Genomic DNA, 13,915 nt, shown 5'->3' on the forward strand with positions numbered 1-13,915 from the left:
TTCACTCTTTCAAAACCACACTGGGGATTATCCGCCGCGAGTCAGATTCCGTTAAGCGTCGCCGACGCATTTTACCACCTGCTGGGAACGAGTGGTGAGAGTGATGGCGGGGATCGACAGCAGCGCGCAGAAGCGCGACGCACAACGTGGCGGGTGCCGCCGATGTTGAACGTCGGCACGCTGTTCACGGTGTTCACCGTCAACTTTTTGGCCCTCGGCGTGGTCTGGGCCTATGTGGCCACCAGCTATCCCAATCTGCACGCCGCACGTTACTGGACAGCCGCCGCGTTCGCCGCGGCGCTCGGCAACAGCATCTCGGTGCTGCGCGGCGTCGGCGTCGATCCGCTGATCGCCATCGTGCTGGGCAACGGCCTGCTGCTGCTGGCCACCAGCCTCGCCGCCATCGGCATGAATCAGTTTTACGGCCGCCCGGCGGGCTGGCGCGCGCAAGCCGTCATTATCGCCGCCAGCCTGGCCGGCCTGCTGCTGTTCACGCTGTGGCACGACAACATGACGATGCGCGTGCTGATCTATTCCGCCGGCCAGTCGGTCACCGTTGTCATGACCGTGCCGCTGTTGTTGTCGCGCAAGGATGGCGGCGGCAATGCGGGCGCCCGTCTCGCCGGTTGGCTCGCCATCACGCTCGTTGCTGCGCATGCCGTGCGCTCGGCCGCGGCGCTGGCGAATATCGGCGGCAATATGACCTTTGCCGATTTCAACAATCTCCAGGCCATGATGGTGCTGGTGCTGGTGTTCCTGGCGATGTCGTGGAATTTCGGATTCCTCCTGATGGCCATCGACCGCCTGCGCGGCGAGGTCGCCGAACTCGCACTGGTCGACGATCTCACCGGCGTCGCCAATCGTCGTCATCTCGTGCAGCGCCTCACCGAGGAATGCGCGCTGGCGCGCCGCACGCAAAAGCCGTTCGCGTTGCTGGCGATCGATCTCGACGGCTTCAAGGAAATCAATGACGGCCACGGCCATGCGGCCGGCGACGATTGCCTGCGTCACTTCACGCTGATGACCCAGAGCAAACTCCGCCCCGGCGATCTCCTCGCGCGTTCCGGCGGCGACGAGTTCAGCATCATCCTGCCGGCGACGACGCTGCATGAAGCGGCAAACATCGCGCGCCGCATTCTCGATGTGTGCCGCATCGACGCCGCGGGCTGTGCGCCCGGCGAGATTCCGATTGCGGCGTCCATCGGCGTGGCGCAGTGGCACCCGCAGGTCGGGCAGTATCCGGAGCGACTGATCGCGGCTGCCGACCAGGCGCTCTATGCCGCCAAGAACGACGGCAAGAACCGCTTCGCCCTATGCGATCTCGAAGCGCCGTCGATGGTGCCGGCTCTCAACATGGACGAAGCCATCGACCGCGCCCGCAAGCTGGCCTGATCGCCTCAGTTCATCGTCTTGTCGTGGGTGATGTCGATGATCGCGCCGGGCAGGCGGACGGGGCGGCCATGTCCGTCCAGCGTGCAACTGCCGCGCGCGAGAACCCAGCTGATCCGGTCGTTCTTGATCAACCGACACTCGCACTCAAAGATGCCGCCCGATCGCATCGCGGCCGCGACCGCCGCGTGCACCCGGTCAACGTCATCGGGATGGACCGCCGCGAGATAGGCCATGTTCGGCAGACCGCGCGCGGCCGTTTCGGGATCGACATTGAAGAAGCGGGCCGCCCCGGCATCGAGATAGTTGCGGTCGTTGCTGATGTCCCAGTCCCAGAAACCGGCGATCAGTTCACGGGCGGCGAGCCGGCGCGGCATCGGCATCTCGAACGCGTCGTCCTCGGCCGTGGTCTGGTAGGCCTCTGCTGCCGCGAGCCGCAGGATGTAGGAGAGAAATTCGTGCTTCCGCTCCCGGGCGAAGCTTGCAATATCGAGGCACACGTCACCCAAGGGTCGTCGCATCGCTCATCCCCGCCCGTTCCCGGCGGGGCCAGAATATAGCGGGCTCCTTGCAATTCAACCGGTGGTTGGAGAATTTCTGCGCAGCAAATATGGGGATCGCGGTGGATCGCCCGATGAGGCGTGACGCGATGCCGCTTGCAGAGTTGGCGCCTGTCCCCCATGTCATGGCCATGATGAGCACAGGTCAATCAACCACTTACGACGCCGGCCGCCCGCGCAAGCCGGCGTCCGCGCATGGTCCGATCATCGATCAGGATGGTTTTGAGGTTCGGCCCGAGCAACTTCGGCCGGATGTGCAGGGCTTTCGGTTCGACTTCGGAGCGGGCGCCAATCCGTTTGCCAATCTCACGCGCGAGCAACGGCTGGCGCGGCTGGATGCGCTGGCGAAACTGCTCGACGTCGCCTTCATCGTGCCGGGCACCAAGATCCGCTACGGCATCGATGGCCTGATCGGCTTGATTCCGATCGTGGGCGACATCATCACCACGGCTATCTCGCTATGGGTGGTGCGCGAGGCGCGGGCGCTCGGCGCGCCGTGGCATCTGACGGCGCGCATGCTGGGCAATGTTGCGGTGGACGGTGCTGTCGGCATCGTGCCGTTTATCGGCGATGCGTTCGACGTGATGTTCCGGGCCAATGTCCGCAACGTCAGAATGCTGCGCAAGTGGCTCGAAAAACAGCCCAGACTCTAGTTCAGAGTCCGGGCTGCGATCGTCTCAATTCGTAAAGCTCAAGCTGCGTCGGCGTCGTCGGTCGCAGGCTCCTCGGCGCGCACGCGGCGCTCGAGCGGGAAGTCCTGGCTCTCATAGAGCGAGCGAATGCCGCTCTGGTCGAAACGCGCTTCCTCGACCTGCAGATAGGCGCCGTTCAGCGAGTCAGCCGGCAGCTCCTCGATCGCGAACTGGACGGCGGCGGCGGCCGTATCGAAACGACGATAGGCGAAACCGGCGCGCTTTTTCTTGCGGATCGCGGCGGGGAAGAGTTCGGCTGCGGTGTTGTAGCTGAAAGCTGCCATGGTCGGGGACCTCATCTGAATACGCAACGAAACGACGCTTCATTCGCAATGCAGCCGATCCGGCGGCGCGCGGAACATCATTTCAGGACAGACCCCAATATAAGCACGTTTTGGCCGATTGCGACACCTGCGATACAGCATGATGAATCGCAGCGCCCAGACGGTATTGCCGTAATAGCTTTGTGATTTAAAGAGCTTAGCGCGCGCTTAAGGCATGGGCAGCGGCGCGCGCGGCGCAATATTTGCCTATTGTCCGGTCACATCCGGCAGCGGCACGATTTTCAGGGGGGTGGTATAGGGCTCGACCCGCAGTGCCTCAGTCGACATAAGCCCCACCTGCCGCAAAGGCGCCTGCTCCAGCGCCCCGGCCTCAGCCTTGCGCACGGCGTATTGCCAGGCCGTCAGCGTACCCTTCTGGACCAGATGCTTGGCGACGCCGCCAGCGTTCTTGGCTTCGAAAGTGGAGAGCTGGTCATCGTTAATGCCGATGATGATCTCGTCCTTGGCCGTGATCACCTTGAACAGCGACACCTTGTCGGTCGCCAGTGCGGGGTGGGACACCAAGCTTTCGAGAATGAGACCCGCAAGGGCAATGCCGAGCAACAAACGGTTTGAACGGGTAGACATCTTGGTACTTTCTTATTCTTCTTCGCGAACGTGCATGCCGCTGAGGCATGTTCAAGTAACAGGCAATGGGCGAAGCCGCTTACGGACAAGTATTGGACAGAAATGCCCCGCGAGACTTCGATGAGTCGCACGGGGCATGGAAACAGTTCGATACGGGATACGTATTTATTTAGGCTGAAGTTTCAAGGCCGCAGAGTTGATGCAGTATCGCAATCCCGTGGGGCCGGGGCCGTCGTCAAACACATGTCCGAGATGACCATTGCACTTGGAGCACAGCACTTCCGTGCGGATCATGCCGTGGGTCACATCGCGTTCTTCGTCGATATGACTTTCTCGTGAGGGCTGCGTGAAGCTCGGCCAGCCGCAGCCGGAATCGAACTTGGCGTCGGACTCGAACAGCGTCTGGCCGCAGCCGGCGCAGACGAAGGTGCCCGGCGTATGGTCATGTTCGTACTCGCCGGTGAACGGACGCTCCGTCGCCTTTTCGCGCAGTACGGCATACTGCATCGGGGTCAGTTCGCGGCGCCATTCGGCTTCGCTCTTTTCGACCTTGCCGGGTGTCGTCTTGGTATCGGTCATTCTTTCTCCTTCCCGATTGGCCGTGGCTGCGAGCGCTCAGGTCAGTTTGTGACCTTCGACGCGCTCACCAGCGTCGGCTTTTCGATATAGTTCTGGGCAAAGATCTTCTTCAGGTTCTCGACCTTCGGAATATCGTTATAGGCAATATAGGGCTGGTTCGGGTGCAGCGTCAGGTAGTCCTGATGATAAGCTTCTGCCGGATAGAAGGCTTCAAGCATTCCGAGCTTGGTGACGATCGGCTTCTTGTAGACCTTTGCAGCGTTGAGCTGGGCGATATAGGCTTCCGCCACTTTCTTCTGCTCCGGCGTCGTCGCGAAAATTTCCGACCGATATTGCGTACCCGAATCCGGGCCCTGGCGATTCAGCTGGGTCGGGTCGTGTGCCACCGAGAAATAGATCTGCAGGATCTTGCCGTAGCTGATCTTTTGCGGGTCGTATTTGATCTCAACCGCTTCGGCGTGCCCGGTCGAGCCGGTGCTGACCGCGGTGTAATTGGCCGAGCTCTTGGAGCCGCCGGCATAGCCGGACACAGCGTTCACCACGCCCGCAGTATGCTGGAATACGCCCTGGACGCCCCAGAAGCACCCACCCGCAATCACCGCAGTCTGAATGCCGGTCGCGGCCAGCGTATCCGCTGCGGGTGCGGGAATGATGACAGCCTCTTCGGCAGCAAAAGTGGGGGCCACGATGGCGGTTGAAATCGCCAATGCGCCGGCAAAGGCGCAGAGCGAGAGGCGGCTGAACAGGGAGCGGCGCATAGCAGGTCCTCTTGGATGATCGATGGCCGGATATCGGCAGTCTAGACCGGAGCCCGTGGTTCGCAATCGGCATTTCCGGTCGGTACATCCGAGATACGGAAGAGGATGCCGGTTGTTACGCGATGCCGCACACGAGTTCGTGAGGATCTGACGAAGGCACGAAAAAGCCGCGGGACGTGAGTCTCGCGGCTTTTGTTTGGAGACGGCGCTGTCCGCTTATGGGCAGGGATAACGATTGCCGTCGTTGTTCAGATAAGTGCCTGACGCCGGATCGTAGGAACGATAGCGCTGCGAGCAATAGGCTGCGTTCTGCTGGGCTGCCGCGTTGGCCTGGCTGGCCGCAATCGCGCCGCCGATGATGGCGCCTGCTGCGAGGCCGCCGACGACGGCACCAGCGCTGGGTCCGCGGCGATAGTAGCCAGGACCGTAGCCGTAGCGTGGGCCATAACCGTAGCGGCGATAATACTGCACGTTCGCGGTGGCCGACGGTACGGCACTGGCGAGGCCGGGCTGACTAAGCAGCGGCGCAGATGTTGCCGGCGCCGAAAACGCTAGCGCACTCGCACCGATTATCGTGGCCATCGTCAGGATTTTTGCGGGATGCATATCGAGCTCCTTATTATGCGTAAGTGGCCCAAACGTTCGGGCGGGCATCTTGTTCCACGAGGCCTAGTGAGCCGAGACGCGTCAGATCAGCGCATGCGATTGATTGCAAAATACGCGCGTTAAACCACGATGCTTAAGCGCTTCGCGGCGCGGGTGATACCCGTGTAGAGCCAGCGGGCGCGGCTCTCCTGAAATGCAAAGCTCTCGTCGAACAGGACGACGTCGTCCCATTGCGAGCCCTGGCTTTTGTGCACGGTCAGCACGTAGCCATAGTCGAATTCATCGTAAGGCTTGCGCTGCTCCCATGGCAACGTTTCAACACCGCCCGAGAAACAGTCTGCGCGCACGGAGACCTTAGTGACCTTGCCGCCAAAATCCTCATCCGGCGAAATCCGCATGGTGATGATCTGCGACTTCGAGGCAGCGCGCGCCTTCACACGCCACAGACCGCCGTTGAACAGCACCTTCTTGCGATTGTTGCGCAGGCAGACCAGCTTGTCATTGGCCACCGGCAGCAGGTCCTCGATGCCTAGTTTCTGCCGCACACGCATATTGTAGGCGCGGCGCGTGTTGTTGCGGCCGACCAGCACCTGATCGGCGGCCATCACGCGGTCCGGATCGAGTGCCTTGCGCGACACGATTTCGCTCAGGCCGTATTGCCCGGGCTGCAGCGACCGACCCTCGCGGACATCCATCGACATGCGCACGATCGGATCGTGCTCGGCCTGGCGATGCACTTCGGTCAGCATCACGTCGGGCTCGGTCTCGGTGAAGAAGCCGCCACCCTGGATCGGCGGCAACTGCGCGGGATCGCCGAGCACCAGCAGAGGGCAATCGAATGACAGCAGGTCGCGGCCAAGCTCGGCGTCGACCATCGAACATTCGTCGATCACGATCAGCTTGGCCTTGGAGGCTGGCGCGTCGTCCCACAGTTCGAAATTCGGCTGCTCCTCGCCGCTCTCACGGGCGCGATAGATCAGTGAGTGAATCGTGGAGGCGTCGTCGCAGCCCTTGTTGCGCATCACCAGCGCCGCCTTACCGGTAAAGGCTGCGAATTTCACCTCGCCGTCCACATTGTCGGCGACGTGCCGCGCCAATGTCGTCTTGCCGGTACCGGCAAAGCCGAACAGCCGGAACACCTGCGGTGTGCCGTTGCGGCCTGGCTTCGCCTTCAGCCAGTCGTCGACGGCTTTCAGCGCGGCATCCTGATGCGGGGTAAAGGTCGGCATTGCGTCTCTGGAAAGCGGTGCGCAGCCATTTTGCCGCGACTCAGCGGGGGAAAGCTAACCATTCAGGCGTCTGACGCAAGCCGGAGACCCCCAAGTTGTCTGCGCCAACGTGGCCGGTTGCTCATTGTCGTTCCATGACGCAGTTATTAGGCTGCTTGAGCCCAGGGAGCCCATTTTGGAACGCAGACTGCTTCAGATCGCACTGGCGATTGTCGGCTTCGTGGCCATCCTGTTCGGCCTGACCGGCGTGCTGTTCGGCACCAGCCTCTCAGGCGTCAGGCTCGGCGTGACGATGGAAGGCTACGTGCGCTTCATCAAAGGCGTGCTGGTGGCGGTCGGGCTGATCTACTGGTCGGCGATCCCGCAGATCGAAAAACGCTTTGAGCGGATTTCGATCGTAACCTTCATTCTCGTGTTTGGTGCGGCTGCGCGTTTGCTAGCGGTGCTCAGTCATGGCTTTCCGACCGTGGGATTGCTGATCAGCCTGATCGGCGAACTGGTGGTCGTCCCGATGATCTGGCTGTGGCTTCGCCATCTCGTGCGGCGGGGTGCGGTCGCATGAAGCGGATCGGCATTGGGATCGTCTATGTGATCGGCGCGATTTCGATCGGTTATCTCGCGCTTTACGCCTATGCGATGTTCACCCGGCAGGAGTTGACGCCGGGCGATCCGATCAAGATTTTTCGCAAGCAGGACGCGCCGAGCTATTCGCGGGGCGCGTCGTTGTCGTTCTTCGCGTAATTACATCGCGCCCATGGCAGCACGATAGTCGCCGGCGCCTGCTCCGGCCGGTGTGATCGGCAACCCGCCATCGGCATATTCGTTGAGCTTGTTGCGCAGCGTGCGGATCGAGATGCCAAGAATGTTGGCCGCATGGGTGCGGTTGCCGAGGCAGTGCTTCAGCGTCTCCAGGATCAGATCGCGCTCGACATCGGCTACGGTACGGCCGACCAGTGCGCGGGTCACGGTTTCCGCCGCCATGGTTGCATGCGCCACGGCCGGCGGGGTCTTGGCGAGATCGAGACGATCGCCATCCGGGGTCAGGATGGCATCCGCGCCGATCTCGTCGCCGTTGGCCATCAGCACCGAACGGTGGATCGTGTTTTCGAGTTCACGGACGTTGCCCTGCCAGCGATTGGCGGTGAGTACGCGCCGCGCCTCGGCGGAGATAGGACGCACCGGCACGCCATTGGCGTCGGCATATTTCTTGGCGAAATGTTGCGCCAGTTCGAGAATGTCGGCCGGGCGATCGCGCAGCGGCGGGATCTTCAGGTTCACGACGTTGAGGCGGAACAGCAGATCTTCGCGGAACGTGCCTTCGCGTACGGCGTCGGACAGGTTGCGGTTCGAGGTTGCGATGATGCGAATGTCCACCGGCACCGGCTTGGTGCCGCCGACGCGGTCGATGACGCGCTCCTGAATGGCGCGCAGCAGCTTCGACTGCAGCCGCACGTCCATTTCCGAGATTTCGTCGAGCAAGAGCGTGCCGCCGGTGGCTTCCTCGAATTTGCCGATGCGGCGTGCGATCGCGCCGGTGAAGGCGCCCTTTTCGTGGCCGAACAGTTCGGACTCCAGGAGATGCTCGGGGATCGCAGCGCAGTTAATGCTGATGAACGGCTTCTTGGCGCGGTTGGAGCGGGTATGGACATAGCGCGCCAGCACTTCCTTGCCGGTGCCCGATTCGCCCGTGATCATCACCGACGCATCGGAGCCGGCGATCTGCTGCGCCAGCTTGACCACCTTGCCCATCATCTCGTCGCGATAGATCAGGTCGCGGCTGTCATTGGCGACGGCGGCCAGAACGGCGGCGATCAGTTCCGGATCTGGCGGCAGCGGGATGTATTCTTTGGCGCCGGCATGGATCGCCGCCACCGCAGCGCGGGCATCGGTGGTGATGCCGCAGGCGACGATCGGTACATGGATGTGTTCGGCTTCCAGCCGCATCACGAGGTCGCGGATGTCGAGGGCGACATCCACCAGCAGGAGATCCGCGCCCTTGCCGCCGCGCAACACGCCCATCGCCTGATCGTGGCCTTCGGCATGAACCACGGAGGCGCCGTTATCCATGGCGATCTTGGTGGCGGTGGTGAGTTGGCCCTTGAGGGTACCAACGATGAGAAGCCGCATGGTGATCTCCTGTTATATCCTGGTCGCGCCCTTGAGGCGCCGTTTGTCTCGAATTAGCTGCGTTCAGCCTTGATGATTTCAGTCATGGTGACGCCGAGCTTTTCTTCGACGAGGACGACTTCGCCGCGCGCCACCAGGCGGTTGTTCACGTAGATGTCGATCGCTTCGCCAACGCGGCGGTCGAGTTCGAGCACGGTGCCGGGCCCGAGCTTCAGCAATTCGCCCACACCCATCTTGGAGCGGCCGAGCACGGCCGAGACCTGGACTGGAACGTCGAAGACCGCTTCGAGATCGGCGGCAATACGCGTGACCTGTTCTTCGTCAGCATAGCCCACGTCCCCCATTGCGCCGGGATCGGTGGCATTGAGATCGGGAAGCGGCACCTGTGGATCGCTCATATTCTAGTCCTCACAGCCCTGTCAGGCCTGATTGCGCGACGCCATGTAGCGTCCGACGAGTTCGTTGATCTTGGCGTCGATGGTTGAGCGTTCGAGCACGACGCCGCCATCCGCCCATTCGATTTTGCAGTCGCCGTTCTCGATATCCGGCTCGGCGAGGATGACGAGGCGACCGGCGAAGCCGCTTTGTTTGGCCTGTTTCTCGATGCGTTCGCGTGCTTCGTCGTAGAGCTGGTCGTTGATGCGCACCACGAGATGCGGTGTCGACACCAGATTCTTGAAACAGTCGTGGACCAGGGCCATGACTTCGGTGAGCGGCTCAACGGCGATCAATTCACTGCAGAGTTTGCGTGCCACCGACACCGCGACATCGACAGCTTCGGTTTCCATCTTTTCTTCGATGGCCCCGAAGCGCGACGAGATCGAGGAAATCGCAACGCCGATCTGTTCCAGCGCCAATGCGGCGCGACGGTCGCTTTCGGCCTTCGCCTCGCGCTGGGCCGCATCGAAGCCTGCGCGATAGGCCTGAGCTTCGGCGTTGGCGACCTTCTCCGCAATCTCGGCCGGCGTGATCGCGGGCGCACGCGTCTTGTCGGGCGCTGCGAAGTCCATATCGAACAGAAATTTTGCGGGGGCGGCCATCAATACACCAGCTCGTCGTCGGCGCGGTTCTTGGTCAGCACGATTTCGCCCTTGGCGGCGAGATCCTTGGCCAAATTCACCAGCAGTGCCTGTGCCTCGTCGACATCGCGCAGACGGACCGGGCCGAGCGCGGCCATATCGTCGGTCAGCATCTTGGCGGCGCGGGACGACATGTTGCCCATGAAGAAGGCGCGCACTTCCTCGTTGGCGCTCTTCAGTGCGATACCCAGTTTGTCCTTGTCGATGCTGCGCATCAGGGTCTGTGCGGAGCCGGCATCCAGCTTGATCAGGTCGTCGAAGGTAAACATCAGCGCCTTGATGCGCTCGGCCGCCTCGCGATTGTCTTCTTCCAGCGAGGTGATGAAGCGCGTCTCGGTCTGGCGGTCGAAATTGTTGAAGATTTCCGCCATGACTTCGTGCGCGTCGCGGCGACGGGTCTGCGAGAGGTTCGACATGAATTCGACGCGCAGCGTCTGTTCGACGCGCTCGATGACTTCCTTCTGCACCGCTTCCATCTTGAGCATGCGGTTGATGACGTCGAGCGCAAGATCCTCGGGCAGGATGCCGAGCACGCGTGCCGCATGCTCCGGCTTCAGCTTCGACAGCACCACAGCGACGGTCTGCGGATATTCGTTCTTCAGGTAGTTCGCGAGAACCTCTTCCTGCACGTTCGAGAGTTTTTCCCACATGTTGCGGCCGGCGGGGCCGCGGATTTCTTCCATGATACCGCTGACGCGCTCGGACGGCAGATACTGGGTCAGCAGACGCTCGGTGGCATCGAAAGTGCCCATCAGGGCGCCGGAGGCGGACATCCGCGATACGAATTCGAGCAGCAGATCTTCGACCGTCTCCGGCTCGATGGTTCCGAGCGACGACATGTGAAGTGAAAGCTCACGCACTTCGTCGTCGTCGAGCTGCGCCCACACCTTGCCGCCATACTGTTCGCCCAGCGCCAGCATCAGGATGGCTGCACGCTTCGGGCCGCTGAGCGGCTTCGCGGGCGCGCGGCCGCCCTGGCGCTGTGCGAGCGAAGCGACGACGCTGGCGATGTCGCTGCTGTTGTCGCCGGTGGTTTGCGGAACGGATGCCATTCAGATCACGCCGGTTCCTGCAGCCATGCGCGAACAATGGCTGCGGTTTCGTTGGGGTTACGATCGGCCAGTTCGCCCACGCGATGCACGGATTGCGCGTGGACCTGACCCTGGATGGTGGCGACGTCGATCATGTTGGGGCCGCTGGCGGGAATGACGGTCTGTCCGTCAGCGCTGAGGGCGACACCGTCGGGAAGAACGAGAGCGTTGGCTGCAGGGAGCGCCGGGACGGGCTCAGAGGCGAGGACGCGGCGGACGAGCGGGCGGATGACCATGAACATCACGACCAGACCGAGCAGCATCATGACCGCGAGTTCGATGACGTGCATCACGTCATCCTTGGTGAATTGCATCATGCCGAGCAGACCGGTCGGCTCCGGCGTCGGAACGACAGTTGGGCCCTCGGCGAATTTCAGGTTGACGACCTCGACCTGATCGCCGCGCTTCTGGTCGAAGCCAATGGCCGAACGGACCAGCGCTGCGATGCGATCGAGTTCTTCCTTGGGGCGTTGGGCGTAGACCTGCTCGCTCTTCTCGTTCTTGCTGTAGCTGCCGTCGACCAGTACCGCGACCGAGATGCGATTGACACGGCCTGCTTCGGTCACTTCGGTCTTGGTGATGCGGGAGATTTCGTAGTTGTTGGTTTCTTCCGACTTCTTGCTTTGATCCTTCGCCGTCCCCGTGTTGCCGGCCGCCTGATTGCCTGGCAGTTCGTTGTTGACGGTGACTTGGCCATCCCGCTCGCCGACGGCGGAGGATTCTTCGCGGCTCTGGCTGGAGCGCAAGACCCGGCCTTCCGGGTCGAATTTGTCGGAGGTCTGCGTGACCTTGTTGTAGTCGAAGTCGGCTGTGAGCTGGACCCGGGCCCGGCCTGCGCCCACCACCGAGGAAACGATCGCTTCGACCTGGCTGCGCATCCGCTTCTCGAAGCCGGCGCGGCGCTCGTCGCCGGTGGCGCCCTCCATGGTCGCGTCGGCGGCGCCGTCGGCGAGCAGTTGTCCCGCTTCGTCGACGATCGAAACCCGGGCCGGCTTCAGGCCGTTGACGGCCGAGGCGACGACATGGCGGATCGCCCGGACCTGCTGCGGGTCGAGGGCGCCGCGGACGCGGACGACGATCGAGGCCGAAGGCTCGGGAGCTTCGCGGGAGAACAGGGGGCGTTCCGGCAGGACGAGGTGGACGCGTGCAAACTGCACCCGGTCGATCGCCCGGATGGTTCGCGCCAATTCACCTTCGAGAGCGCGCAAGTGATTGATATTCTGAACAAAACTTGTTGTGCCGAGAGCGTCGGACTTGTCGAAGATCTCGTAGCCGACGCCGCCACCCTTGGGCAGGCCGCCTTCGGCCAGTTTCATGCGCAGGCGAGTTACCTTGTCCTTCGGCACCATGATGGCGGCACCGTCGTTCTTCAGCTCATAGGGGATGGCCTGACGTTCCAGGTCCTTGATGATCGCCGAGGAGTCCTCGACGCTCAGATCTGTGAACAGGGTGGTCATCTGCGGCGTGGTGACCCGCATGATGACGAAAGCAAAGAAGCCGATGAGCGCGGCCGTGACCGCAACCATCGCCATCAGGCGCGCCGCGCCGAGACCTTTAAGGAAACTTAGAAGACTCTGCACGAACCAGCCCCTGAGATTCGGCCTCAAAGACCGACTGGGCAAATTTTGCCGGGGTATGGTTTCGATATGGTTAACGGCGGTTAACGGGTGGCAAAAATATGGCCAAATGACGAAAACCGGCTTCCCATGAGGGAGCCGGTTTTCATCGAATTGGAGATATTAACGATTCGTTTACTGACGATACTGCTGGATGCGGGTGGTCCGCAGTCCTGCCAGACCGTGCTGGTCGATCGAGAACTGCCAGGAGAGGAATTCGTCGACTGTCAGCGTATAGCGGCTGCAGGCTTCCTCAAGAGACAGAAGGCCACCGCGTACGGCGGCGACGACTTCGGCTTTGCGGCGGATGACCCACCGTTTGGTTCCGGGCGCGGGCAGATCCGCAATTGTTAACGGACTGCCGTCAGGCCCGATGACGTATTTGACCCTCGGGCGATGGGGTTCTGTCATGGCGTACTCACAAACTCTCAACCACTGAACTCACTTCAACAACCTACGCCCAGCGACTTAAAATTTGCCTAAGCCTACAACTCCAATGCGAATAGAACTGGATTTGGTTCGAAATAATCGTCCCGAGGAGATGACGCGGCGCAGCGTCAGGTTGTCGGTGTGGTTGGCGTCGTCGGAGTCGTCGGCCGCACCACGCGCTTGATCTTGTCGACGGTATAGTTGGTGCCGTTGATCGAGAGCAGGGCGGGGCTCGCTGACAGATCGACGGAATCGACAACGCCCTGGACTTCCGTGGAGATAGCGACGTCGCGACCGTTGTCGTCCTTGCCCGTTGCCGTCAGCGTATAGGCCCCTTCGGGATACTGAACGCCATCATTGCCTTTGCCGTCCCATACGAAAGTGCCGTTGCCGGACTTCAACGTATACTTGCCAGTGTAGACAACGTTACCAGCGGAATTCGTAATGTTGACGGTGGCTGTAGAGTCCTTGTCGGCGAGCAGATTCCATGTCGCCGACGTCTTGAATTGCGCCGTGCTGCCATCGACGGCGACGTTGTTGCCGACATAGATGAGCGCCTGCGTCGCTTCCGTAGCTTTGCCGAGATCGACCAGGGCTTTCAACTGATCGTTCGACTTGAGCTGCTGTTCGACGCCCGCGAACTGCACCAGCTGCTGCGTGAACTGGTTGGTATCGAGCGGATCGAGCGGGTTCTGGTTCTGCAGCTGCGTCGTCAGCAGCGTCAGGAACGTCTGGAAATTATCGGCAATGCCGGTGGTCGTCGAGCCGGAGCTGCTGCTCGAGTTCGATACCGGCGTGGTACCGGATACGACAGGGCTTGGAGTCGTTGCGTCAACTGCCATGGTTCGC

18 protein-coding genes are annotated in these 13,915 nt (G+C 61.8%); 4 read left to right on the forward strand and 14 right to left on the reverse strand.

Annotation, left to right across the window (positions count from 1 at the left end; genetic code table 11):
* Window positions 1-162: 162 nt before the first annotated feature.
* Window positions 163-1,392 carry a GGDEF domain-containing protein gene (locus tag AB7828_RS26490; protein ID WP_439057230.1) on the forward strand — a complete coding sequence of 410 codons (1,230 nt, stop codon included), beginning with the start codon at window positions 163-165 and terminating at the stop codon, window positions 1,390-1,392.
* A gap of 5 nt (window positions 1,393-1,397) precedes the next feature.
* Here AB7828_RS26490 and AB7828_RS26495 read toward each other — a convergent pair whose 3' ends face one another.
* On the reverse strand, window positions 1,398-1,910 hold the full coding sequence (locus tag AB7828_RS26495; protein WP_089262075.1) for a PAS domain-containing protein: 513 nt from the start codon (window positions 1,908-1,910) through the stop codon (window positions 1,398-1,400).
* Between the two features lie 173 nt (window positions 1,911-2,083).
* Between AB7828_RS26495 and AB7828_RS26500 the strand changes: the two genes are divergently transcribed.
* Complete coding sequence (locus AB7828_RS26500) at window positions 2,084-2,602, forward strand: DUF4112 domain-containing protein (RefSeq protein WP_414716915.1); 519 nt, start codon at window positions 2,084-2,086, stop codon at window positions 2,600-2,602.
* Between the two features lie 38 nt (window positions 2,603-2,640).
* Here AB7828_RS26500 and AB7828_RS26505 read toward each other — a convergent pair whose 3' ends face one another.
* From AB7828_RS26505 to AB7828_RS26530, 6 genes are all read right to left on the reverse strand, one after another.
* Complete coding sequence (locus AB7828_RS26505; RefSeq protein ID WP_068733430.1) at window positions 2,641-2,925, reverse strand: hypothetical protein; 285 nt, start codon at window positions 2,923-2,925, stop codon at window positions 2,641-2,643.
* 246 nt (window positions 2,926-3,171) lie between these two features.
* Window positions 3,172-3,552: a hypothetical protein gene (locus tag AB7828_RS26510; protein ID WP_139285870.1), complete on the reverse strand. Its 381-nt coding sequence runs from the start codon at window positions 3,550-3,552 to the stop codon at window positions 3,172-3,174.
* Between the two features lie 165 nt (window positions 3,553-3,717).
* Window positions 3,718-4,131, reverse strand: a complete 414-nt coding sequence (gene msrB, locus AB7828_RS26515; RefSeq protein ID WP_120288504.1) for a peptide-methionine (R)-S-oxide reductase MsrB — start codon at window positions 4,129-4,131, stop codon at window positions 3,718-3,720.
* 41 nt (window positions 4,132-4,172) lie between these two features.
* Window positions 4,173-4,889 carry a peptide-methionine (S)-S-oxide reductase MsrA gene (msrA, locus tag AB7828_RS26520; RefSeq protein WP_441231613.1) on the reverse strand — a complete coding sequence of 239 codons (717 nt, stop codon included), beginning with the start codon at window positions 4,887-4,889 and terminating at the stop codon, window positions 4,173-4,175.
* A 216-nt stretch (window positions 4,890-5,105) separates the two neighbouring features.
* Window positions 5,106-5,495: a BA14K family protein gene (locus AB7828_RS26525; RefSeq protein WP_441231614.1), complete on the reverse strand. Its 390-nt coding sequence runs from the start codon at window positions 5,493-5,495 to the stop codon at window positions 5,106-5,108.
* A 119-nt stretch (window positions 5,496-5,614) separates the two neighbouring features.
* Entirely contained in the window at window positions 5,615-6,724 is a 1,110-nt protein-coding gene (locus AB7828_RS26530; RefSeq protein WP_441231615.1) for an ATP-dependent DNA helicase, read from the reverse strand.
* A gap of 175 nt (window positions 6,725-6,899) precedes the next feature.
* Between AB7828_RS26530 and AB7828_RS26535 the strand changes: the two genes are divergently transcribed.
* Window positions 6,900-7,286, forward strand: coding sequence for a DUF4345 domain-containing protein (locus AB7828_RS26535; RefSeq protein ID WP_441231616.1), 387 nt, complete (start codon window positions 6,900-6,902; stop codon window positions 7,284-7,286).
* Entirely contained in the window at window positions 7,283-7,465 is a 183-nt protein-coding gene (locus AB7828_RS26540) for a hypothetical protein (RefSeq protein WP_089262065.1), read from the forward strand. The genes AB7828_RS26535 and AB7828_RS26540 overlap by 4 nt, the downstream gene beginning before the upstream one ends.
* On the opposite strand, the gene flbD is transcribed toward AB7828_RS26540, so the two are convergent.
* The 7 genes from flbD to AB7828_RS26575 all read right to left on the reverse strand — a co-directional run bounded on the left by flbD (window position 7,466) and on the right by AB7828_RS26575 (window position 13,908).
* Complete coding sequence (gene flbD / locus AB7828_RS26545) at window positions 7,466-8,851, reverse strand: sigma-54-dependent transcriptional regulator FlbD (RefSeq protein WP_068733445.1); 1,386 nt, start codon at window positions 8,849-8,851, stop codon at window positions 7,466-7,468.
* A gap of 53 nt (window positions 8,852-8,904) precedes the next feature.
* Window positions 8,905-9,249, reverse strand: coding sequence for a flagellar motor switch protein FliN (gene fliN, locus AB7828_RS26550; protein ID WP_089262063.1), 345 nt, complete (start codon window positions 9,247-9,249; stop codon window positions 8,905-8,907).
* Between the two features lie 21 nt (window positions 9,250-9,270).
* On the reverse strand, window positions 9,271-9,891 hold the full coding sequence (locus AB7828_RS26555) for a FliH/SctL family protein (RefSeq protein WP_175366387.1): 621 nt from the start codon (window positions 9,889-9,891) through the stop codon (window positions 9,271-9,273).
* Window positions 9,891-10,982 (reverse strand): flagellar motor switch protein FliG, encoded by a 1,092-nt coding sequence (fliG, locus tag AB7828_RS26560; protein ID WP_089262059.1) that lies wholly within the window; start codon window positions 10,980-10,982, stop codon window positions 9,891-9,893. Before fliG ends, AB7828_RS26555 begins: the two co-directional genes overlap by 1 nt.
* Window positions 10,983-10,987: 5 nt before the next feature.
* Window positions 10,988-12,601, reverse strand: a complete 1,614-nt coding sequence (gene fliF, locus AB7828_RS26565) for a flagellar basal-body MS-ring/collar protein FliF (RefSeq protein ID WP_441231617.1) — start codon at window positions 12,599-12,601, stop codon at window positions 10,988-10,990.
* A gap of 171 nt (window positions 12,602-12,772) precedes the next feature.
* Window positions 12,773-13,048 carry a CtrA inhibitor SciP gene (sciP, locus tag AB7828_RS26570; protein WP_002714638.1) on the reverse strand — a complete coding sequence of 92 codons (276 nt, stop codon included), beginning with the start codon at window positions 13,046-13,048 and terminating at the stop codon, window positions 12,773-12,775.
* Between the two features lie 146 nt (window positions 13,049-13,194).
* Window positions 13,195-13,908 (reverse strand): flagellar hook assembly protein FlgD, encoded by a 714-nt coding sequence (locus tag AB7828_RS26575; RefSeq protein ID WP_441231618.1) that lies wholly within the window; start codon window positions 13,906-13,908, stop codon window positions 13,195-13,197.
* Between the last annotated feature and the right edge of the window lie 7 nt (window positions 13,909-13,915).

The organism is Tardiphaga sp. 215_C5_N2_1, from assembly GCF_052076055.1.
Taxonomy (GTDB): domain Bacteria; phylum Pseudomonadota; class Alphaproteobacteria; order Rhizobiales; family Xanthobacteraceae; genus Tardiphaga; species Tardiphaga robiniae.

Bases quoted from the DNA above. Each gene is read 5' to 3' on its own strand.
- AB7828_RS26495 (WP_089262075.1), bottom strand. From the start codon at position 1,910: ATGCGACGACCCTTGGGTGACGTGTGCCTCGATATTGCAAGCTTCGCC.
- AB7828_RS26555 (WP_175366387.1), bottom strand. From the start codon at position 9,891: ATGGCCGCCCCCGCAAAATTTCTGTTCGATATGGACTTCGCAGCGCCC.
- msrB (WP_120288504.1), bottom strand. From the start codon at position 4,131: ATGACCGATACCAAGACGACACCCGGCAAGGTCGAAAAGAGCGAAGCC.
- fliG (WP_089262059.1), bottom strand. From the start codon at position 10,982: ATGGCATCCGTTCCGCAAACCACCGGCGACAACAGCAGCGACATCGCC.
- AB7828_RS26530 (WP_441231615.1), bottom strand. From the start codon at position 6,724: ATGCCGACCTTTACCCCGCATCAGGATGCCGCGCTGAAAGCCGTCGAC.
- msrA (WP_441231613.1), bottom strand. From the start codon at position 4,889: ATGCGCCGCTCCCTGTTCAGCCGCCTCTCGCTCTGCGCCTTTGCCGGC.
- flbD (WP_068733445.1), bottom strand. From the start codon at position 8,851: ATGCGGCTTCTCATCGTTGGTACCCTCAAGGGCCAACTCACCACCGCC.
- AB7828_RS26525 (WP_441231614.1), bottom strand. From the start codon at position 5,495: ATGCATCCCGCAAAAATCCTGACGATGGCCACGATAATCGGTGCGAGT.
- AB7828_RS26510 (WP_139285870.1), bottom strand. From the start codon at position 3,552: ATGTCTACCCGTTCAAACCGTTTGTTGCTCGGCATTGCCCTTGCGGGT.
- AB7828_RS26505 (WP_068733430.1), bottom strand. From the start codon at position 2,925: ATGGCAGCTTTCAGCTACAACACCGCAGCCGAACTCTTCCCCGCCGCG.
- AB7828_RS26500 (WP_414716915.1), top strand. From the start codon at position 2,084: ATGAGCACAGGTCAATCAACCACTTACGACGCCGGCCGCCCGCGCAAG.
- fliN (WP_089262063.1), bottom strand. From the start codon at position 9,249: ATGAGCGATCCACAGGTGCCGCTTCCCGATCTCAATGCCACCGATCCC.
- AB7828_RS26540 (WP_089262065.1), top strand. From the start codon at position 7,283: ATGAAGCGGATCGGCATTGGGATCGTCTATGTGATCGGCGCGATTTCG.
- AB7828_RS26575 (WP_441231618.1), bottom strand. From the start codon at position 13,908: ATGGCAGTTGACGCAACGACTCCAAGCCCTGTCGTATCCGGTACCACG.
- sciP (WP_002714638.1), bottom strand. From the start codon at position 13,048: ATGACAGAACCCCATCGCCCGAGGGTCAAATACGTCATCGGGCCTGAC.
- AB7828_RS26490 (WP_439057230.1), top strand. From the start codon at position 163: ATGTTGAACGTCGGCACGCTGTTCACGGTGTTCACCGTCAACTTTTTG.